At 64.7% G+C, this 20,646-nt stretch carries 18 protein-coding genes and 1 pseudogene; 9 read left to right on the top strand and 10 right to left on the bottom strand.

Going from position 1 to position 20,646, the window contains the following annotated elements; all coding sequences use genetic code 11:
- Positions 1–15: 15 nt before the first annotated feature.
- The 3 genes from RTY46_RS02110 to RTY46_RS02100 all read left to right on the top strand — a co-directional run bounded on the left by RTY46_RS02110 (position 16) and on the right by RTY46_RS02100 (position 3,095).
- Positions 16–2,166, top strand: a complete 2,151-nt coding sequence (locus tag RTY46_RS02110; protein ID WP_312706450.1) for an RHS repeat-associated core domain-containing protein — start codon at positions 16–18, stop codon at positions 2,164–2,166.
- Complete coding sequence (locus RTY46_RS02105) at positions 2,163–2,756, top strand: hypothetical protein (RefSeq protein ID WP_312706449.1); 594 nt, start codon at positions 2,163–2,165, stop codon at positions 2,754–2,756. Before RTY46_RS02110 ends, RTY46_RS02105 begins: the two co-directional genes overlap by 4 nt.
- Positions 2,757–2,912: 156 nt before the next feature.
- Complete coding sequence (locus RTY46_RS02100) at positions 2,913–3,095, top strand: hypothetical protein (RefSeq protein WP_312706448.1); 183 nt, start codon at positions 2,913–2,915, stop codon at positions 3,093–3,095.
- A 65-nt stretch (positions 3,096–3,160) separates the two neighbouring features.
- Here the strand turns inward: RTY46_RS02100 and RTY46_RS02095 are convergent.
- Positions 3,161–3,259 (bottom strand): annotated as a pseudogene (locus RTY46_RS02095) (2OG-Fe(II) oxygenase); the annotation flags it as partial.
- Between the two features lie 15 nt (positions 3,260–3,274).
- Here RTY46_RS02095 and RTY46_RS02090 point away from each other — a divergent pair.
- Positions 3,275–3,724, top strand: coding sequence for a hypothetical protein (locus RTY46_RS02090; protein ID WP_312706447.1), 450 nt, complete (start codon positions 3,275–3,277; stop codon positions 3,722–3,724).
- Between the two features lie 57 nt (positions 3,725–3,781).
- Positions 3,782–3,916: a hypothetical protein gene (locus RTY46_RS02085; protein ID WP_312706446.1), complete on the top strand. Its 135-nt coding sequence runs from the start codon at positions 3,782–3,784 to the stop codon at positions 3,914–3,916.
- 65 nt (positions 3,917–3,981) lie between these two features.
- Here the strand turns inward: RTY46_RS02085 and RTY46_RS02080 are convergent, their stop codons facing one another.
- From RTY46_RS02080 to RTY46_RS02070, 3 genes are all read right to left on the bottom strand, one after another.
- Positions 3,982–4,689 (bottom strand): 2OG-Fe(II) oxygenase, encoded by a 708-nt coding sequence (locus RTY46_RS02080; protein WP_312706445.1) that lies wholly within the window; start codon positions 4,687–4,689, stop codon positions 3,982–3,984.
- 108 nt (positions 4,690–4,797) lie between these two features.
- Entirely contained in the window at positions 4,798–5,814 is a 1,017-nt protein-coding gene (locus RTY46_RS02075) for a class 1 fructose-bisphosphatase (protein ID WP_312706444.1), read from the bottom strand.
- 345 nt (positions 5,815–6,159) lie between these two features.
- Entirely contained in the window at positions 6,160–7,362 is a 1,203-nt protein-coding gene (locus tag RTY46_RS02070; RefSeq protein WP_108751687.1) for an amino acid aminotransferase, read from the bottom strand.
- Positions 7,363–7,529: 167 nt separating this feature from the next.
- On the opposite strand from RTY46_RS02070, the gene RTY46_RS02065 reads away from it, so the two are divergent.
- A complete protein-coding gene (locus tag RTY46_RS02065; RefSeq protein WP_312706443.1) occupies positions 7,530–9,644 on the top strand; it encodes a TonB-dependent receptor in 2,115 nt (704 codons plus the stop codon).
- 62 nt (positions 9,645–9,706) lie between these two features.
- Here RTY46_RS02065 and RTY46_RS02060 read toward each other — a convergent pair whose 3' ends face one another.
- Complete coding sequence (locus RTY46_RS02060) at positions 9,707–10,096, bottom strand: hypothetical protein (RefSeq protein WP_312706442.1); 390 nt, start codon at positions 10,094–10,096, stop codon at positions 9,707–9,709.
- A 149-nt stretch (positions 10,097–10,245) separates the two neighbouring features.
- On the opposite strand from RTY46_RS02060, the gene RTY46_RS02055 reads away from it, so the two are divergent.
- The 3 genes from RTY46_RS02055 (at position 10,246) to ligD (ending at position 14,131) form a co-directional block, all read left to right on the top strand.
- A complete protein-coding gene (locus RTY46_RS02055; RefSeq protein WP_312706441.1) occupies positions 10,246–10,644 on the top strand; it encodes a hypothetical protein in 399 nt (132 codons plus the stop codon).
- 91 nt (positions 10,645–10,735) lie between these two features.
- The gene (locus RTY46_RS02050) at positions 10,736–11,665 is read left to right on the top strand and encodes a Ku protein (protein ID WP_312706440.1); all 930 of its coding nucleotides are present in this window, start codon (positions 10,736–10,738) and stop codon (positions 11,663–11,665) included.
- A gap of 3 nt (positions 11,666–11,668) precedes the next feature.
- Positions 11,669–14,131 (top strand): DNA ligase D, encoded by a 2,463-nt coding sequence (gene ligD / locus RTY46_RS02045; RefSeq protein WP_312706439.1) that lies wholly within the window; start codon positions 11,669–11,671, stop codon positions 14,129–14,131.
- A 42-nt stretch (positions 14,132–14,173) separates the two neighbouring features.
- Here ligD and RTY46_RS02040 read toward each other — a convergent pair whose 3' ends face one another.
- The 5 genes from RTY46_RS02040 to adh all read right to left on the bottom strand — a co-directional run bounded on the left by RTY46_RS02040 (position 14,174) and on the right by adh (position 20,642).
- On the bottom strand, positions 14,174–16,927 hold the full coding sequence (locus tag RTY46_RS02040) for a TonB-dependent receptor (RefSeq protein WP_312706438.1): 2,754 nt from the start codon (positions 16,925–16,927) through the stop codon (positions 14,174–14,176).
- Between the two features lie 169 nt (positions 16,928–17,096).
- Positions 17,097–17,492, bottom strand: coding sequence for a hypothetical protein (locus tag RTY46_RS02035; RefSeq protein WP_312706437.1), 396 nt, complete (start codon positions 17,490–17,492; stop codon positions 17,097–17,099).
- Positions 17,493–17,516: 24 nt separating this feature from the next.
- Positions 17,517–17,894, bottom strand: coding sequence for a DUF779 domain-containing protein (locus RTY46_RS02030; RefSeq protein WP_312706436.1), 378 nt, complete (start codon positions 17,892–17,894; stop codon positions 17,517–17,519).
- A 115-nt stretch (positions 17,895–18,009) separates the two neighbouring features.
- Positions 18,010–19,038 carry an alcohol dehydrogenase AdhP gene (gene adhP, locus RTY46_RS02025; RefSeq protein WP_312706435.1) on the bottom strand — a complete coding sequence of 343 codons (1,029 nt, stop codon included), beginning with the start codon at positions 19,036–19,038 and terminating at the stop codon, positions 18,010–18,012.
- Positions 19,039–19,112: 74 nt separating this feature from the next.
- Positions 19,113–20,642: an aldehyde dehydrogenase gene (gene adh / locus RTY46_RS02020; RefSeq protein WP_312706434.1), complete on the bottom strand. Its 1,530-nt coding sequence runs from the start codon at positions 20,640–20,642 to the stop codon at positions 19,113–19,115.
- Positions 20,643–20,646 lie beyond the last annotated feature (4 nt).

Here is a 20,646-nt window from a genome sequence, read left to right as displayed (position 1 = left end):
GAAAGGACTATTCATATGCCAGCACTGACGCTTGCCCTGATCGGGCTGAACGCTGTTGTCTCCGTCAACACCTATGAGTACGACGAATTGGGCCGCGTGATTGTCGAGCGCGGCAACGGCGTACAGAACGTGCGCTATGCCTATGACGCGGAGGGACGCGTCACTCAGGTCACCGATTCGCAGAATCGGGTTACCCGGATGAGCTACGACGCTCGCGGTCGCCTGATTCAATCAATCGATGCTGCCGGAGGGACGACGCAGATTGCGTACGATCTCGCAGATCGTCCGATCCGGGTGAGCGATCCGCGCACTCTGGTCACCACCTATGAGTTCGATGGCTTCGGCCAGATGTGGAAGCAGGTGAGCCCGGATACGGGAACGACACAGCATCAGTACGACGCTGCAGGTCTACGGACATCGACGACCAGGGCGGATGGAAGTGTCGTTTCCTTCGGCTATGACGGCCTGGGGCGCATGACTTCTGCTAGCGCCGAAGGCCGGACGTTGGGCTACACCTACGATTGGTGCGGCAATGGCAAAGGACATTTGTGCGGCACCTCGGGGCCGGGAACAGCAACACATTTCGCCTATACCCCGAACGGATCGCTGCAGATACGCCGCGACTTCACAGATCTGTCTGGTCAGAAGACGGATTACAGCACGACGTATGGCTACGACGGCATCAATCGCCTGAGCGAGATCACCTATCCCAATGGTGACAAGGCGACCTACTCCTATGGTTCCCACGGGAAGCCAAGCGCGTTGATGGCAACAGTAGACGGCACACAGCGTTCGATCATTTCACAGGCCAGCTGGAAGGCCACGGGAGCGCGCGGGTGGCTGGCATATGGCAATGGTCTCGGTCGGGGCTACAACCACGATCAGGAGGGACGGCTGACGGCAATGTCGGTCTGGGGACCCAACAGCAGCAAGGTCAGCTATTGGGAGTACCAGTACAGTAGTGATGGAGAAATCACCGCCATCGTCGACGCTGTCGATCCGAACATGACCCAGATGATCGGTTACGACTCGCTGAGTCGCCTGACCCAGCTGACACGCTTTGGGGTCACCAACACGCTTTCCTACGATGCCGGCGGCAATCACGACCGCTATCAGGCCGGCAATCAGTTGACCCAGTACAGCATCGACCCGGGGAGCAACCGGGTGCTGAACTACACCAACCAGGACGGTAGCCGCCAGTATCAGTACGACGCATTGGGAAATCGTATCAGCGAGACTGCGGGCAGCCGGATCAGCACCTTCGAATACGACGCCTTCAATCGCATGAGCCGCAGCAACATCGGGGGCGCAGCGACCGACTACGTGTTGAATGCGCAGGGGCAGCGCGTTGCGAAGATCAATCAGACCACCAATAGTCGCTACTTCTACGCCGGTCAGAACCAGCTCATGACCGAGCTGAACCATGGCGCGTGGACCAACTACTTCTGGTTCGAAGGCGAACTGGTGGGGCTGGCCCGCAGCGGGCAGCACAATTACGTGCATACCGATCATCTTGGACGCCCGGAGTTCGTCACCAGCCCAAGCCAGCAGACCGTCTGGAAGGCGTACAACTACGCCTACGGACGTAGTGTCCAGAAGGATGAGATCGGCGGGTTGAACATTGGCTTCCCAGGCCAGTACTACGATGCAGAAAGCGGGCTTTGGTACAACGGTTTCCGCGACTATGACGCGAGCATTGGCCGGTATGTGCAGAGTGATCCGATTGGGTTGGCGGGGGGAATGAATACGTACGCGTACGTCTCGGGAAATCCAGTATCAAGAACCGATCCTTGGGGCCTTACCCAGTGCGACATCGATGTGGCGTTCTCTTTTGCAAAGCAGAACAACGCAGACATCAAGTTCGGCAATGGTGCCCCGAGGGTGGATATTCCACGCTCAGGAGTCGAGGGACGATCAGATCTATATGGCGATGGACGCATTCATCTGAACAAGAAGTACTTGGACGTGCTTGATTGGGCGGGTATCTACAACGTCCTGGACACCATTATTCACGAAGGTCTCCACTTCACGCGTCCCAGGAGTCTGCAAACCGAAGAAAGCAACTGGGATCATGGCTACGTTTCGCAGGAGGCAACCAAGCGAGCACGAGAGCAGGTCAACAACTATGACAAGGCCCGCAAGGCCGCTTGTGAGTGCACACAATGAAGCTCTTTATCCATGTGGCCTGTTCCTGTCTCCTTCTTGCGCTCGGAGCGCAGCGGGTCCACGCACGTAAATTGCACGAATGTATCGTCGTTCCGCAGGCCGCGATCGTCACTGACATGCCTGCTGGCCTGGACGAGTTCGAACAGCGACTGTGGGTGGCGAACACAGGTCAGAGGGTGCGCAAGGGCACGGATACCCTTCTTCTGCTGCGCCTCTTCTCGGAGTCGCCGGGCGTGATCGATTCCCAGCAGTACATAAAGATCACCGGCAGCCTGAAGCGAGACACATCTTCGCCGGGAGGGACGCCGGAGGTAGTGGAAGCGCGTTTGACAAGTGGTGGCTCGGGCTTCGCGCACAAGGGAGACTACTGGTTGTCCGATTCGGTGGACGTCGAACTACATAAGCCACACGAGCGCGATGGTCGGATGGAAGTCAAAGTGACTGCTGTCGGATGGAACAGTTATCGAAAAGAAGACCGCTCCTTTTATCTTCAGTTCACCTGTCAACTGAAGGAAATTCCTGTCGAGAAGCTTAGTGCTTGGCAAGGAGGCAACGACAATCTTTGGGGATCCTTTGGACCCGCCAGATAACTGAGCGGCATCAATCCATACCTAGCAACCACTACAGGCTAGGAACAGACAAGCGCTAGCTGCGTGGAATGGAGAGAGGAGAGTTCAGCATCATGGATGCAGAACAGATCCGCCTACTGGTTCAAGTCGATGTATCCGAACCCGTGAGCACATGACATGAAGATCATCTACTGGCTGGGCATTGCGTTCCTGTGGATGCTTCCGTTGAACGTTCTACTGCTGACGGCCGGTAAGCTGATGTCAGGCGACGCGCTGGGAGAAGAAGAGCTCGTTGGTTTCGGTGTAGCGGTGTTCGGTTCCGCGGCAGGCGGGATTCTCTATCGCCGCCGCCCAGGGTAGCGGCGAGCTTGCTCGACTGAGCGCGCAGCAAAGAGCAGTCGAGCAAGCTCGACTCTACCAATACGTCAGCCGCCGAACAGCTTCTGCGCGCTCTGGAACAGGATCCAACTGGTCGCGATGAACTTGTCGCCGCCCTGCGGTCGGTTGCCCCGATGGGTATCAGTGGGTTAAGAGCCCGAATGGCAGAGGGAGTGGATGGCTGGACAAATCCGGAGATGTCTGGGTTCCCTCTGGTCAAGGAGGGGGAGCCCACGGTGGACCTCATTGGGACGTTCAATCCCCAAATGGCGACTACATTAATGTCTATCCTGGTGGAAGAAGGCGCTAATTCTATGCTGAAGCTGGAAGTTGAATCTTTGAGGTTCTATTCACGACTGGACGAGGACGCTTTCTTCTCCAGATTGAGTAAGACATCGGGCGTGGTGTCTGTTGAGGGGTTTCTCAGAATGATCAACGTATCTGTTGATCCGTCGGCTGTGGATGAGGACGCTATGAGAGAGCTGATTTCGTTGTTCCAACGCTATGGGATAGACATGCGCCAGCTGCGGGAACTGGAGACGGAAGAATTCAGCTCATGGATGCGGAATAGATCCGCCTACTGGTTCAAGTCGATGTATCCGGACCAGTAAGCCTATAAAATGAGGACTATCCACTGGCTCGGCATCACGTTCCTGTGGATGCTCCCATTGAACGTCCTGCTGCTGACGACCGGCAAGCTGATGTCGGGCGAAGCGCTCGGAGAAGAAGAGCTCGTTGGCTTGGGTGTGGCGGTGTTCGGCGCTGTGGCGGGCGGGATTCTCTATCGCCGCCGTCCTCGGTAGCGTCGAGCCTGCTCGACGTCGCTCCAGGTTCAGTCGAGCAAGCGATATCGTCGAGCCGCTCGAGGTCACCCACCAAACAACTTCTGCGCGCTCTGGAACAGGATCCAACTGGTCGCGATGAACTTGTCGCCACCCTGCGGCCGGTTGCCACGATGGGTATGGGTAAACGCTGTCGGTGCGATCAGCAGGCTGCCGGTGCGCGGTGCGATCTTGCGGCCCTGGAACAGGAATTCGGTTTCGCCTTCCTCGAACTCATCGTTGAGGTACAGCGTCCACAGCACGTGCCGGTGCAGGGTTTCGGCCTGCGGGTCCTTCGGGTACAGCTCGCAGTGCCAGTACGGGTAACCGCCCTCGCCCGCCGCGTACCACTGCAGGTTGATGGCGCCCGGGCGCAGGCAGGTGCGGGCCAGGTCGGCCAGCTGTTCCTGCGCCATGTCGGGGAAATCCTCGGCCGACAGTCGGCGTGGCTGGCCGTTGCTGTCCTGGATCTGCAACATCAACGGCGCGATCAACGCCTGTGGATAACGGCGTAGATAAGTCAACAGTCCGGCGAAAACCGCCTGCTGCAGCGCGCTGTCCACATCCTTCCAGCCCTCCGCGCCACTGATGCGCAGATCCTTGCTGCGCTTGAGTTCCGGGAACACGCCACTGCCCACTGCGCCGGGTTTCAGGTGCTGGCTGGCACGCATGCGGGCAACGATGGCGGCGCAGACGTCGCTGGGGACGGCGTTGTGGATGACTTCGATGAAATCGACCGGACCCGGCTCGTGCATGCGTACATTCCTTCGGCGGCAAGGGCCTGATGGTGCCGTTTGCCGCCGCTGCTGTCACCCTGCGGTCATGTCATCGTTGTGCCATGAGCGCTGTAGGGATGGCCGCCGTCAGACGCTCTTCGCGTCATGCTCCTGGTGATAACGCACGGCTTCGGCCACTTCCTCGCGCGAGCCCAGGAACACCGGCACGCGCTGGTGCAGATGCTCTGGCTGGATGTCGACGATGCGTTCGCGGCCGGTCCACGCGGCGCCACCGGCCTGTTCCACCAGCAGGCCCATCGGGTTGGCTTCGTACATCAGGCGCAGCTTGCCGGCCTTGCCCGGTTCCTTCTTGTCCCACGGGTAGATGAAGATGCCGCCGCGGGTCAGGATGCGATGCACGTCGGCCACCATGCTGGCGATCCAGCGCATGTTGAAGTTCTTGCCGCGCGCGCCTTCCTTGCCGGCCAGCAGATCGCCCACGTAGGCCTGCATGGGTGCTTCCCAGTGGCGCTGGTTGGACATGTTGATGGCAAACTCCTGGGTGGCGGCGGGAATCTGCATGTTGGCGGTGGTCAACACGAACTCACCGGTTTCGCGATCCAGGGTGAAGGCGTGCGTGCCATGGCCGACGGTCAGCACCAGCTGGGTGCTGGGCCCGTAGATGCAGTAGCCGGCGGCAATCTGCCTGCTGCCCGGCTGCAGGAAGGCTTCGTCGCCCGGCAGCTCGACGTTGGTGGGGCAGCGCAGCACCGAGAAGATGGTGCCGACCGAGACGTTGACGTCGATGTTGGAGCTGCCGTCGAGGGGATCGAACAGCAGCAGGAAATCGCCACGCGGGTAGATGTCCGGCACCGGCTGGCTGTGGTCCATTTCTTCCGACGCGCAGGCGGCGAGGTGGCCGCCCCAGGCATTGGCTTCCAGCAGGATCTCGTTGCTGATGACGTCCAGCTTCTTCTGCGCTTCGCCCTGCACGTTGCCGGTGCCGGCATCGCCGAGTACGCCGCCCAGGGCGCCCTTGCTGACGGCGATGGAGATGCTGGTGCAGGCGCGGGCGACCACGGCGATCAGCTGGCGCAGGTCGGCGTTGATGCGGCCGGCATGCTGTTCTTGAATCAGGTACCGGGTCAGCGAAGTACGGGACATGGCGGGCGGGCCTTGGCAGCGGGGAAACGGCTATTGTCGCTGCTGCGCGCGGTGCGTGCGTGATTGGTTTGAGGGGAAATCGATTACAGGAGCGTTGCGCTGTGCGGCGCCGTCTTTCCATCGAGGCCCGCGGGAGGGACAGGCTGCGCGGGACACGCCGTTAACCCATCCATGGGGGCTCGTAGGCGCCATCCTTGGCGCCTGCGGTCCCGCGCAGCCTGTCCCTCCCGCGGGCTTCAGGGTTCGCCGCGAGCGCGGAGGGTGTGGCAAAAGCAGGAGCAAAGGCAGGAGCAAAAACAAAGGCGCCTTTCGGCGCCTTTGTTTTCAAGCATGTGCAGCGGTGCTTCAGCCCTTGGCGACGGTGGCCACGGCCTTGGCGACGTATTCCAGGTTGTTCTGGCTGAGCGCGGCCACGCAGATGCGGCCGGTGCCGACGGCGTAGATGCCGAACTCGTCACGCAGACGCTCGACCTGCACGCGGCTGAGGCCGGAGTAGGAGAACATGCCGGCCTGCTGGTTGATGAAACCGAACTGCGGTGCACCGGCGGCGGCCAGCTTTTCCACCAGACCGCCACGCAGGGCGTGGATGCGCTCGCGCATCTCGGTCAGTTCCTGTTCCCACAGCGCGCGCAGTTCCGGGCTGTTGAGCACACCGGCCACCAGCGCCGCACCGTGGGTGGACGGGCTGGAGTAGATGGTGCGGATGATGCGCTTGATCTGCGACTGCACGGCCTTGGCGTCGTTGGCGGTCGGTGCGACCACCGACAGCGCGCCCACGCGTTCGCCATACAGCGAGAACGACTTGGAGTACGAGTTGGCGACGATGAAGCTGTCGATGCCGGCCTCGGCAATGATGCGCACGGCCGCGCCGTCCTGCTCGATGCCCTTGTCGAAGCCCTGGTAGGCCATGTCGATGAAGGGGAACAGCTGGCGGTCCTTCAGCAGCTGCGCCACCTGCTTCCACTGGCTGACGGTGAGGTCGGCGCCGGTGGGGTTGTGGCAGCAGGCGTGCAGCAGCACCACGGTGCCCGGCTGCAGCGTCTGCAGGTCGGCCAGCATGCCGTCGAAGTTCACGCCATGGGTAGCGGCGTCGAAGTAGGTGTATTCCACCACCTCGAAACCGGCCGCACCGAACACGGCGCGGTGGTTTTCCCAGCTGGGGTTGCTGATGGCGATGGTGGCGTGCGGCAGCAGCTTCTTCAGCAGGTCAGCGCCGACGCGCAGCGCACCGCTGCCGCCCACGGTCTGGGTGGTGGCGACGCGGCCGGCGTCCAGCAGCGGCGAGTCCTTGCCGAACACCAGCTCACGGGTGGCCTGGGTGTATGCCGGCAGGCCATCGATCGGCAGGTAGCCGCGCGGTTTTGCTTCGGTGGCGAGCTGCTGCTCGATCTGCTTGACGGCACGCAGCAGCGGAATGCGGCCGCTTTCGTCGTAGTAGATGCCTACACCCAGGTTGACCTTGGTCGGGCGGCTGTCGGCGTTGTACGCCTCGGTCAGGCCCAGGATCGGGTCGCCCGGGACCAGTTCCACGTTTGCAAAGAAGGACACGGCGGTACTCGTTCGATATAAGGGGAGAAGAAGCGCGGGTCGCGTGGTTGCAGCGCTGGGCCGCAACCCTTCCATCGTAACAAAGCGTGCCACCGCCGCGGCGCTCATCGTCACGCTGCAGCCCGTACCATCCCGTGTTGTTTTCCCCCCGTGGTTGAAGCTGAACAATGAACGAGCCCGTGGCGCGTCGCCGCCTGCCCCTGCTGATCGCCCTGCTGCCGGCTGCCGCCGTGGCGCAGGCCCAGACCACCACCGCGCTGCCCACGGTGGAGGTGCAGGCCGCACGGGTACAGGGCATCGACCCGTTCGCGCTGCCGGCCAGCCAGGACACGGTCTGGGTGGATGACGACCGCAGCGGCGCCAGTGCCCAGCTTTCCGAGGCGCTGGCCGGCGTACCGGGGTTGCTGGCACGGGACCGGCAGAACTTCGCCCAGGACACCCAGCTGTCGATCCGTGGCTTTGGGGCCCGTTCCACTTTTGGCGTGCGCGGCGTGCGCGTGGTGGTGGATGGCGTGCCCGCTACCATGCCCGACGGCCAGGGCCAGCTGTCGCATGCCAGCCTGCTGGGTGCCGAGCGCATCGAGGTGCTGCGTGGGCCGTTTTCGGCGCTGTACGGCAATTCGTCCGGTGGCGTGCTGCAGGTCTGGAGCGCGCAGGGCCAGGCCGGTGATCCGTGGCGGCTGCGGGTCAATGCCGGGGCGGACAACACACTGAGCGTGGGCGCGCAGCTGCGCGGTGCCGGTGCCGGCATCGACTACAACATCGCCGCCAACCATTTCCGCACCGACGGTTGGCGCGACCACAGCCGGGCCCGGCGCGAATCGTTGAACGCGCGCATCGGCGGCGAATTGGCCGGTGGCCGTCTGGAGCTGCTGCTGAACGCGCTGGACGCGCCCGATGCGCAGGACCCGCTGGGCCTGACCCGCGCCCAGGTGGCTGCCAATCCCCGCCAGGCCACCGCGGTGGCCACCCAGTACAACACCCGCAAATCGGTCAGCCAGCAGCAGGCCGGGCTGCGCTGGACCCGTGAGACCGGCGCCCAGCGCTGGCAGCTGATGGGCTACGCCGGGCAGCGCGCGGTGACCCAGTTCCTGCCGATTCCGCCCACCGCGCAGGCCAACCCGCTGCATGCCGGCGGCGTGATCGACCTGGACGGCGGCTATGGCGGCATGGACGCGCGCTGGGGCTGGGAGGGCGACCTGGCCGGGCGCCCGCTGGATGTGGTGGCGGGCATCAGTGCCGACCGCCAGCGCCAGCACCGCACCGGCTACGAGAACTTCGTCGGCAGCACCCTGGGCGTGCGCGGCCGCCTGCGCCGCGACCAGATCGACACCGTGCAGAACGTGGACCAGTTCGCCCAGGCGTGGTGGCAGTGGAGCCCGCGCTGGTCGCTGCTGGCGGGCGTGCGCCACAGTGCCGTGCGCTTCGAGTCGGACGACCGCTACATCACCGGCAGCAACCCCGACGACAGCGGCCGCCGCCGTTACCAAGCGACCACGCCGGTGGCCGGGGTCAGCTTCGAGGCCACCCCGCAGTGGCGCCTGCATGCGGCGGTCGGACGTGGCTTCGAGACTCCCACCTTCAACGAACTGGGCTACCGCAGCGATGGCCAGGCCGGCCTGGCGCTGGACCTGTCGGCCGCGCGCAGCCGGAACGTTGAAGTCGGCAGCAAGTGGCACGCGCAGAACGGAACCCAGCTCGATGTCAGCGTGTTCCGCGCCGTTACCGACGATGAGCTGGCCGTTTCCAGCAACACCAATGGCCGCAGCACCTACCGCAACATCGGCCGCACCCGCCGACAAGGCGTGGAACTGCAGTACCAGCAGCCGCTGGCCGAGCAGTGGGAACTGCAGCTGGCCTGGACCTGGCTGCAGGCGCAGGTGCGTTCGCCATACCTGACCTGCGGTGGCAGTGGTTGCCGCGTGCCCGACACGATTGTGGCGGCCGGCAGCCGCCTGCCCGGCGTGCCGCGGCAGCAGGCCTTCGCCCGCCTGCAGTGGTCGCCCGGCGACTGGCAGTGGGCGCTGGAGGCCAATGCCAGCAGCGACACGGTGGTGAACGACCTGGCCACCGAGCGCGCGCCCGGATACACCGTGCTGAACCTGGAAGCGGGCCGCCGCTGGACCCTGCCCGGCGGTGACCTGCGTGCCTTCGCGCGGCTCGACAACCTGCTGGACCAGGCCTACATCGGCTCGGTGATCGTCAACGATGGCAACGGCCGCTTCTACGAACCGGGTCCGGACCGGCGCGCCAGCGTGGGCCTGCAATGGTCGTGGCGCTGATGCGCCTGGTCGGCGGCGCCAGTGGAGCCAGCGCTACGCTGGCGGCACTGGCGCCAGCGGCCTCAATCCGGTGCCTTGGCCGGTACGAAGGGTGAGGTCGGGTCACTGGCCGGAAACGTCTCTTCCAAGGCCTGGTCCTGGTTGTCACTGGCGTGCTGCTTGCGCTCGCGGCGCTTTAGCGGGCTTTCCTGGCCGCCGCGGTTCCGGTCGCCACAGTCCTTTCTGTCCAGTGCCGCCTGTTCAACCTCGCGTTTCACTGGCAGACCCGGGTCGTCCTGCTGCGCGGCCTGCGGGCTACGCGGGTCGGGATGCACCGGGTGATTTCCGGCATCGACGAAGGGGGCGCCGGTGCCGCGGAAATCGGCTTCATCATTGTCGTGCTTGGCGCGCTGCTCGCCAGCCACGGGTGCTGTCGTCTCGCGCAGCGGGTCGCGGGAGGTATCTCGGTTCATGGCGGTCATTTCTCGCTGGGCGGGAAGTCCACTTAACTCCTGTGGAGGTAAAGCCACCGCGAACCCGGCGTCATGAACACCTCTGTCACCAGTGCATAACAGCGCGGAGCGTATCCCTGCCAGCCCAGACACTGATGCAGGACCCCCCCATGGCCCGCCTGGAACGACCCGCACCGTCCGTCTTCAACGCGCTGCTGGACCCGTTGTCTGCGCGCAGCCCGAAACGGGGAACCCGCCGTCACCCGGATCCGCAAGCGGTGGCGCAGGACTATCTGCAATACATGCTGACGGATTACGAAGGACGCCGCGGCCACGGCCAGCGCAACTGGCGTGACCTGTGCCCGGTCTACGCCTTTGCCCTGACCACCCATGCGGCCGACTGGCCCCGCGGAGGCGATGTGGACACCTGCGAGGAGCTGGCCGCGCACTGGGATCAGATGCGAGGGCAGTCACGCCTGGATTGGGCGCAGGCGTGGCCCGTGGTGGAGGATGCCTGGCGCGCCTTGGACCACATTCCAGTCACCGCCGTGAGGCCTCTGCTGCAGTAGTAGCGGCCATCCCGCCTCCACGCGCCCGACACGGTCGTTTCACGGCGGGCCACCGAAGCTGGGTGCCCATGCTGACTGCCCAGGTATGCCCATGGCCCGCCCGATCTGGACCGGTACCCTCTCCTTCGGCCTGCTGAACGTGCCTGTCTCGTTGATGTCCGGCGAACGCAAGGTCGACCTGCAGTTCCGCATGCTCGATTCGCGCGACCGCAAGCCGATCCGCTTCGAGCGGGTCAACGCCGATACGGGCGAAGAAGTGCCGTGGAAGGACATCGTCAAGGCCTACGAGTACGACAAGGGCAGCTATGTCGTGCTGGAAGAAGGCGATATCCGCTCGGCCGCGCCGGAGAGCCACGAAACGGTGGAGGTGGAAACCTTCGTCGATGCCGCGCAGATCGACCCGCGCTATTTCGAAAAGCCCTACCTGCTGGTGCCGGGCAAGAAGGCCGAGAAGGGCTATGTGCTTCTGCGCGAAACCCTGCGCAGTACCGGCAAGGTGGGCATCGCCCGGGTGGTGGTGCGTACGCGGGAATACCTGTGTGCAGTGATGCCCAATGCGGACGCGCTGGTACTGATGATCCTGCGCTACCCGCAGGAGCTGGTGGACCCGGAGGACTACAAGCTGCCCACGGGCAGCGTTTCCGACTACAGGATATCCAGCAGGGAAACAGCGATGGCCGAGCAGTTGATCGAATCGATGGCCGGTGACTGGGATCCCACGCAATACCACGATGAGTTCCGCGAGCGCCTTCAACAGGTATTGAACAAGCGCATCAGATCCAAAGGCGGCACCGCCAAGGTGGAGGACGAGCCCGCACCCCGCGAAGATGCCACCACCAACGTGGTGGACTTCATGGCGCTGCTGCAGAAGAGCCTGGATGCCAACAAGCGCACGCCGGCGAAGAAGGCCGGCACGCGCAAGACCCCAGCCAAGAAGGCTGCCACGAAGGCCACGAAGAAGACCACCGGCAAGGCCGCGAAGGCAACGAAGAAAGCCGCGCCGCGACGCAAGGCGGGTTGAACCATGTCGCTGCACCAGTACCGCCGCAAGCGCCGCCTCGGCGGGGGCAACGGGCAGACCCCCGAGCCCGACGACATCGCCTCGGCAGGCAATCCGAAGCGGCGCCCGCAGTTCGTCATCCAACTGCACCATGCCAGCTCACGCCACTACGACTTCCGTCTGGAGATGGACGGCGTGCTGAAGAGTTGGGCAGTGCCGAAGGGACCCTCGCTGCGCGTGGGCGAGAAGCGCCTGGCAGTGGAAGTGGAAGATCATCCGCTGTCCTATGCGGGTTTCGAGGGCGACATTCCCGAAGGCCACTACGGTGCCGGCCATGTGCAGGTGTTCGACCACGGCAGCTGGGCCTGTGAAGGCGATCCGCTGCAGGCGCTGGCCGACGGCAAGATCGACTTCGTACTGCAGGGGCAGCGCCTGAGCGGAGGCTGGAAGCTGGTCCGCACCGCCATGAAGGGACGCCAGGCGCAGTGGCTGCTGATCAAGCGCGATGATGCGCAGGCGCGCGATGCCGAGGCCGATGACCTGCTGCAGGATTCCACGCCATCGCGCGCGGCCACGCGCACGCGCGCAAAGAAGCCACGCGCTGCACCACGCAAGGTCGATGCACGCTGGCATGCACGTGCACTGAAATTGACCGGTGCACGTGACCACGCGTATCCGCGTGGCTTCAAGCCACAACTCACCGACCACCGCGACAGCGCGCCGGATGGCGAAGGCTGGCTGCATGAGATCAAATGGGACGGCTATCGGCTGTTGGCCGATCTGCTTGACGGCGAGGTGAAGCTACGATCGCGCAACGGCCTGGACTGGACCACCGACTTCCCCGAGGTCGCGCACGCCGTGAGAGCCCTGCCGCTGCGCGACGCGCGCCTGGATGGCGAGCTGGTGGTGCTGGATGCACAGGGACGCAGCGATTTCGCTGCCCTGCAGCGGGTGATCGATGGCAGTTCGAGGCAGCCGCTGCGCTACATCGTGTTCGACCTGCCTGGTGTGGCTGGCGTGGACATCAGTCGCGCGCCACTGATTGAACGCAAAGCCCTGCTGAAGGCGCTGATCGGACCGGAGCCCGGCACGATCGCCTTCAGCGAGCACGTGATCGACCATGGTCCTGCGGTGTTCGCCGCCAGTGGCGAAGCCGGTTTCGAAGGCATCGTCAGCAAGCAGGTGGACGCGCCCTACGTGAACACCCGCGCGCGCAGCTGGGTGAAGGTGAAGCATGAGGACACCGACGAGTTCGTCATCGTCGGCCACACCGCACCCAAGGGCAGCCGTGCAGGCTTCGGCTCGCTGCTGCTGGCCACGCCCGATGGCGGGGGTCTGCGCTACGTGGGGCGGGTCGGCACCGGCTTCGACGATGACGCGCTGAAGGCCCTGAGCGCCGTGTTGGCGCCCCTGGCGGTGAAGACGCCAGTGCTGGAACTGCCGGCACATGTTCCGTTCCGCGCCGCCAGCGTGCGCTGGGTCAAGCCGCAGGTGGTGGCTGAAGTGGCCTTCCGTGGCTGGGGCAAGGAAGGCCTGCTGCGCCAGGCCAGTTTCAAGCGGCTGCGCAGCGACAAGCGGAAGCAGGACCTGGGCGTGGCACCCGTGGACGCCGGGCAGGAGGATGCGGCGGTGGCCATCAGCCATCCCGAACGGGTGGTCTATCCGAAACAGAAGCTGCGCAAGGGGGATGTGGCCGACTACTACCGGCAGATGGCGCGCTGGATCCTGCCGGAGATTGCCGGTCGCCCGCTGTCACTGCTGCGCTGCCCGGACGGCGTCGGCAAGGCCTGCTTCTTCCAGAAGCACCACGGTCCTGGCCTGGGCGATGCCGTGCATGCCGTGCCGCTGCAGCAGAAGAGCGGGCGCGAGGACTACGTTTACATCGATGATGCGCGCGGTCTGCTGCAGCTGGTGCAGATGAACACGTTGGAGCTGCATCCGTGGGGCGCGACGGTGGACGATCCCGAGCATCCGGACCGGCTGGTGTTCGACCTGGACCCCGGCGAAGGCGTGTCCTGGGCGCAGGTGAAGGCCGGTGCCCGCGATGTGCGCGACCGCTTGCTGCAGGTCGGCCTGCAGAGCTTCGTGCGATTGTCCGGTGGCAAGGGCGTGCACGTGGTGGTGCCATTGCAGCCAAAAGCCGATTGGGAACAGGCCAAGGCATTCTGCGAGGCCTTCGCGCAGGCGATGGCGCTGGAACAGCCTGAGCGCTACGTGGCGACGATGAGCAAGGCCAAGCGCAGCGGCGTGATCTTCATTGACTGGCTGCGCAACACGCGCGGTGCCACCAGTGTATGTTCGTGGTCCCTGCGCGCACGCGAGAGCGCCGGGGTCGCGGTGCCGCTGCGCTGGGACGAACTGGCGCGGGTAAGTGCTGCCGATGCCTTCCCGATGGCCAAGGCCTTGGCGCGGGCGAAACGGCTGAAGGCCGACCCCTGGCAGGGTATCGAACGGCTGCAGCAGGTATTGCCGCGCGGTAATCGGTAGCGCCGGGCCACGCCCGGCGCTACCAGATCAATGCGGCGTCGATCAGAAGTCCGCGCGGATGCCGAAGGTTACCCGCCGCCCGGAGAACTCGTACTGGGTCGGGAAGGCCTTGTCGATCGTGTAGCCGCTGGTCTTTTCATCCAGCAGGTTGATCGCTTCCAGATTCACCTTCCAGGTGTCGTTCAGGCGCAGGCCGATGGACGCATCCAGCTGGCCATAGGCATCGCGGTAGACCGGGTACATGTTCAGGTGGATGTACTCGACGTACTTGTCCTTGTAGTTGTACGAGGCGCGCGCGCTGAAACGATCGTTCTCGTAGTACAGGGTGAAGTTGTACGCCTTCTCGGCCAGGCCTTCCGGCGGCGTGGGAATGTCCAGGTCCGACGCGCCGGTCAACGAGTTGTCCAGCTGCGTGTAGTTGGCATTGATGCCCCAGCCTTCCAGCGCGGGATGCAGCATCGACAACGGCAGCTGTGCAACCAGTTCCACACCGGTCACCTTGTAGGAACCGTCTGCATTGACGGGCTGGTAGACCTCGAAGTCGTAGTAGCCGTCCAGCGAACCGTTGGCGTTGAGCTTCTCCACGTTCGGCACGATGCCGGTCAGCGACTGCCGCACCACGCCATCGATCTTCTTGGAGAAATACGATGCGGCCAGCAGGCCGCCGTTCTGCAGGTACTTCTCAAGGCCGACTTCCCACTGCTTGGCCGTGGTCGGCTTCAGCGCCGGGTTGCCATCCATGAAGCGGAAGCTGCTCCAGCTGACCGTGCGGCGGTAGGCAATGTCGGTCAGCGACGGGCGCATCAGCGTTTCCGATGCAGCACCGCGCAGCACCAGGCCGTCGGCGATCTCGGCGGTCATGTTGAAGCTGGGCAGCACGTCGCTGTAATCGCCACTGCTGGAAATCGGCGTGGGCGTGTAGCCGTTGCTGCCATCGGCGTTCTGCACCGGGTGGAAGCCGGCGGAGTCGACATCGGTGTCGATCGAGCGCACGCCCAGGTTGGCGTAGACCGGCACGGTGCCGATGTCGAAGTAGAAGTCGGCCATGGCATACAGCGCCAGGGTCTTCTCCTTTACCTCGTAGTACTGGCCCGGATCGATCGGCGTGCTGTAGCCGGGGTAGCGGAACGTCGCGCGCGCGTAGGCATTGGACACCTGTTGCCAATCCAGGTCGCTGGGGCGGTAGCCGCCGCCCGGCGCCAGCTGGCTGATCCAGGTCGGGTTGCTGTCGGCCAGGGTGCGGGTGTTCACCCAGGCCACGCTGCCGGCGCCGGGGCCCTGGATCTTGCCGCTGCCGAACGCGCGTTCCTTGGTCTTGTCGGTGTAGCGCGCGCCGAACTGCACGGCATTGAGCGCGGGGAAGAAGGCCAGCTCCAGCTGCCGGCGCAGGTCGAGCTGCGCGGCGTACTTGTCATCCTTGACGTTCTCTACTTCGGTTTCGTAGGCCTCGAACAGGTACTTTTCCGGCGAGGCATACATGTTGAAACCGTTGGAGGCTGCACTGGGCACGGTCTCGCCGCCGTTGGCGGTCCAGCGCGTGCGCGAGGGCGCATAGGCCACATGCTTCAGGTTGGCGTAGTCCGAATCCTTGCGCGCACCCGAATAGCCGACCAGCGCGTCGATATCCCAGCCGCCCACCTTCCAGTCCAGCTTGCTGCTGAACTGGCGATAGTCGGTGTTGGCGCTGCGTTCCTTGCTGAGGATCTCGTGCTGGGTGGCGGTGTAGGACACATCCTTCAGCACGGTGATGCCATAGGCCGACAGGGTGTCGCTGTCGTAGTCGTGGATGGTGTCGAGCGTGCTGCGGCTGGAGGCCGAATAGGCGGCCGCATCGTACTCGTCCTCATGCGTGTCGTAGCCACCGAACATGGCATCGAAGCTGAGCGAGAGCGTATCGCTGGGCTTGAACTGCAGCGACGCGGTGGCGCCCCACTGGTCCTGCTCGTTCAGATAGACGCGGTCGCCGACCTTGTCCTGGAAGATGATGCGGCTGGTTTCATCCTTGTCCATGCGATCCTGCACGATGATGCCCGCATCGCGCGCCAGCACCGCCGCGGCCTGCGCGCCACGCGTGCCTGACGCCTCCAGGAAGCGTCCCATCGGCCGGAAGTTGATGCCCGAGTTGGAATCGGTACGGTTGCTGCGCTTGGCCTTGGAGAACGACACCAGGCCACCCCAGTCGCCCCAGGTGTCGCTGGCCAGGAACGAGATCTTCGGATCGATCTTGCCATTGATCGAGTTGTGCGAGGCTTCGGCGGAGGCACTGAACTTCGGCTCGGCATAGTCGAAGGGCTTGGCGGTTTCGATATAGACCGAACCGGCGATGCCCCCTTCCTCGTCGGCCGCGGTCGGCGACTTCTGCACGGTCACCGTCTGCACCACGTCGGCGGCGAAGATGTCGAACTGCACATCACGCCCACCGCTGCCCGAGGCGGTGGCCAGGTTGTTGATCGACACCAGGGTAAATTCGCTGGGCAGGCCGCGCACGCTGACCTTGCTGCCCAGGCCCTTGTTGCGCTCGATGGTGACACCGGGCATGCGCTGCAGCGCTTCGGCCAGGTTCTGTTCGGGGAAATCGGCCACGTCGGTGGCGACGATCGAATCGGAGAAACCGATGTTGGCGCGCTTGAGGTCGACCGCGCGTTCCAGGCTCTTGGCATAGCTGCCGGAGACGGTGACGGTGTCCAGCTGCTGCAGCTGTTCGCGGGTATCGCCATCGGCGGCTTCTTCAGCCATTGCATCGATGGGCAGTACGGCGAGGCCGCCGATCAGCACCGCATGCACAGCGCGGGACAAAAGCTTCGCATGGGGAGCCGCAGCGGCGGCCTCCCGGTTCTGGTAACGCATCGGATGATTTCCCGGTTCCCTGTGGTGTCTTACGCCGCGCCTGCCCCTTTATCCGTGGGTGCAGGCCCCTGCGCCGCGTTGCCGACGTTCGGCGGGCACCGAGCCTAGGGGGGAATTGTTAAGCCTGTGTTGCGCTGCGCGAGGGGCGGCGCCCGAACCGCCAGCCCACCAGCAGCTGCACCGGCAGCGACACCAGCAGGGAAACCGCGAACCAGCGCGGGAAATCGCCGCCCATCAGCCACAGACCGTAACCCGCGCCCAGCACCAGCAGCAGCCAGACCGAGGTGCCATGCGCGCGCGGCCAGCACGGCGCGTAGTAGGTGGCAAAGGCGATGGCGGCGATGCCGCCCAGCACGCTGAAGGCCAGGTCCCAGCCCAGCTGCGCTTCACTGCCCGGGTGCAGGCCGAACAACGATGGCAGCCAGCCACCTGCGCTGCTGACCAGGGCCAGGGCAAGCAGCGCACCGATCAGGGCGACGATGGACAGGAAAGTGGTTTTGAGCAGGGCAGGCATGCACGCATTGTACGGCGTGCCGGGTCATGCCTTGCCGGCGGCCTGCAAGGCGGCGAACTCTTCATCGCTGAACAAGCGCGAGCGCACCAGGAAGCGCACGCCCTCGCCGTTCTCCAGCGAGAACATACCGCCGCGGCCGGGCGCCACGTCGATGATCAGCTGCGTGTGCTTCCAGTATTCGAACTGCGAGGGGCTGATGTGGAACGGCGCGCCGCCGATCTCGCCCAGGCAGACGTCACGGTCGCCGACGATGAAATCGCCCTGTGCGAAACACATCGGCGAGGACCCATCACAGCAGCCACCGGATTGATGGAACAGCAGCGGGCCATGGCGTGCGCGCAGCCTGTCGATCAGCTGCAGGGCAGCCAGAGTGGCGGTGACCTGTGGCGGAAGGTCGTTCATGGTGGCCTCGTTCGAGGGTCAGACCCCTCTGCCAGTGACAGAGGGATCCGACCCCTTGCACAGCTGCCGCGCCCGTGGGAGAGGGGGACGGGCGCGGCAGTCGTGCGCGGGAGGGTCAGGCGGCGAAGTCCAGCACCACGCGGCCTTCAATGGTGCCCGCATGCATGCGCGCGAACACGTCGTTGACGTTCTCCAGGCGGTCGGTGCTGACCGTTGCCGCCACCTTGCCCTCGGCGGCGAACAGCAGTGATTCCTGCAGGTCCAGGCGGGTGCCGACAATCGAACCGCGCACGGTCACGCCGTTGAGCACCATGCCGAAGATATCCAGCGGGAAGTTGCCCGGCGGCAACCCGTTCAACGACACGGTGCCGCCACGGCGGACCATGCCCAGTGCCTGCTCGAACGCCTTGGGCGACACCGCGGTGACCAGTGCGCCATGCGCGCCGCCGATTTCCTTCTTCAGGAACGCAGCCGGATCGGTGGTGCGCGCATTCACTATCACCTGCGCGCCGAGGCGCTGCGCAAGCTTCAGCTTGGCATCGTCCACGTCCACCGCCGCCACGTTCAGGCCCATGGCGCGTGCGTACTGCACGGCCATGTGGCCCAAGCCGCCGACGCCGGAAATCACTACCCAGTCGCCGGGCTTGGTGTCGGTCACCTTCAGGCCCTTGTAGACGGTCACCCCGGCGCACAGCACCGGTGCGATCTCCACGAAGCCCACTCCCTTGGGAAGCAGGCCGACATAGTTGGCATCGGCCAGTGCGTACTCGGCGAAGCCGCCGTTGACCGAGTAGCCGGTGTTGCGCTGTGTTTCGCACAGCGTTTCCCAGCCGCCCAGGCAGTGTTCGCAATGGCCACACGCCGAGTACAACCAGGGGATGCCGACCCGGTCACCTTCCTTGATGTGGCCGACCCCGCCACCCACGGCCACGACGTGCCCCACGCCCTCGTGGCCGGGGATGAACGGCGGGTTCGGTTTCACCGGCCAGTCGCCCTCGGCGGCGTGCAGGTCGGTATGGCAGACGCCACAGGCCTCGATCTTGACCAGTACCTCGCCCGCCCCCGGGCGCGGTACCACCACTTCTTCGATGACCAGTGGCTTGCCGAACTCACGGACGACGGCAGCCTTCATGGTTCTGTTCATGCATGGATCTCCGTAGTGCGCTTGCGGACAGGATGGCGCCGGCGCGGACCCGGCGCCTTGATCACGATCAAACTTCAGAAGAAACCCAGCTTCTTCGGCGCGTAGCTCACCAGCAGGTTCTTGGTCTGCTGGTAGTGGTCGAGCATCATCTTGTGGTTTTCGCGGCCGATGCCCGACTGCTTGTAGCCGCCGAAGGCCGCGTGCGCGGGATAGGCGTGGTAGCAGTTGGTCCACACCCGCCCAGCCTGGATCGCGCGCCCGACCCGGTACAGGCGCGCCGCATCGCGGCTCCACACGCCCGCACCCAGGCCGTACAGCGTGTCGTTGGCGATCTGCAGGGCCTCTTCTTCGGTCTTGAAGGTGGTCACCGCCACCACCGGCCCGAAGATTTCTTCCTGGAAGATGCGCATGCGGTTGTGGCCCTTGAACACGGTGGGCTTCACGTAGAAGCCGCCGGCCAGGTCACCCTGCAGCGTGTTGCGCTCGCCGCCGATCAGCACTTCGGCACCCTCCTGGCGGCCGATATCGATGTAGGACAGGATCTTTTCCAGCTGCTCGCTCGATGCCTGCGCGCCGATCATCGTGTTCGGGTCCAGCGGGTCACCCTGCACGATCGCCGCCACCCGCGCCAGCACGCGTTCGATGAACTTCTCGTAGATCGATTCCTGCACCAGCGCACGCGAGGGGCAGGTACAGACCTCGCCCTGGTTGAGCGCGAACATCACGAAGCCTTCCACCGCCTTGTCGAGGAAATCATCGTCTTCGGCCATCACATCGGCGAAGAAGATGTTGGGCGACTTGCCGCCCAGCTCCAGGGTGACGGGAATCAGGTTCTGGCTGGCGTACTGCATGATCAGGCGGCCGGTGGTGGTTTCACCGGTGAAGGCGATCTTGGCGATGCGCGGGTTGCTGGCCAGCGGCTTGCCCGCTTCCAGGCCGAAGCCGTTGACCACGTTCAGCACGCCCGGCGGCAACAGATCGCCGATCACTTCCATCAGCACCAGGATCGAGGCCGGGGTCTGCTCGGCGGGCTTGAGCACCACGCAGTTGCCGGCGGCCAGCGCCGGGGCCAGCTTCCACGCCGCCATCAGCAGCGGGAAGTTCCACGGAATGATCTGCCCGACCACGCCGAGCGGTTCGTGGAAGTGGTAGGCCACCGTGTCCGCATCGATCTCGGACAGGCTGCCTTCCTGCGCGCGCAGGGCACCGGCGAAGTAGCGGAAGTGGTCGACCATCAACGGCAGGTCGGCATTGAGCGTTTCGCGGATCGGCTTGCCGTTGTCCCAGGTTTCAGCGTGGGCCAGCAGTTCCAGGTTCTGCTCGATGCGGTCGGCAATGCGGTTCAGCACCAGTGCGCGCTGGGCGACCGGCGTGCGGCCCCAGCCCTCCCGGGCGGCGTGGGCTGCATCCAGCGCCGCTTCGACGTCCTCGGCATTGGAGCGGGACACTTCGGTGAAGACCTGCCCGTTCACCGGCGAGGTGTTGTCGAAGTACTGGCCGCTGCGCGGCGCGACCCAGTCGCCGCCGATGTAATTGCCGTAGCGCGGCTTGAAGATCGAACGCGGGTCGGTGGCATGCGGGCGGGTGGACGGTACAGCGTTCATGCGG

The sequence above is a fragment of the Stenotrophomonas sp. genome, assembly GCF_032056425.1.
Taxonomy (GTDB): domain Bacteria; phylum Pseudomonadota; class Gammaproteobacteria; order Xanthomonadales; family Xanthomonadaceae; genus Stenotrophomonas.
Note: the sequence above shows the minus strand (reverse complement) of the source record. Positions and strands in the feature narration are given on the sequence as shown.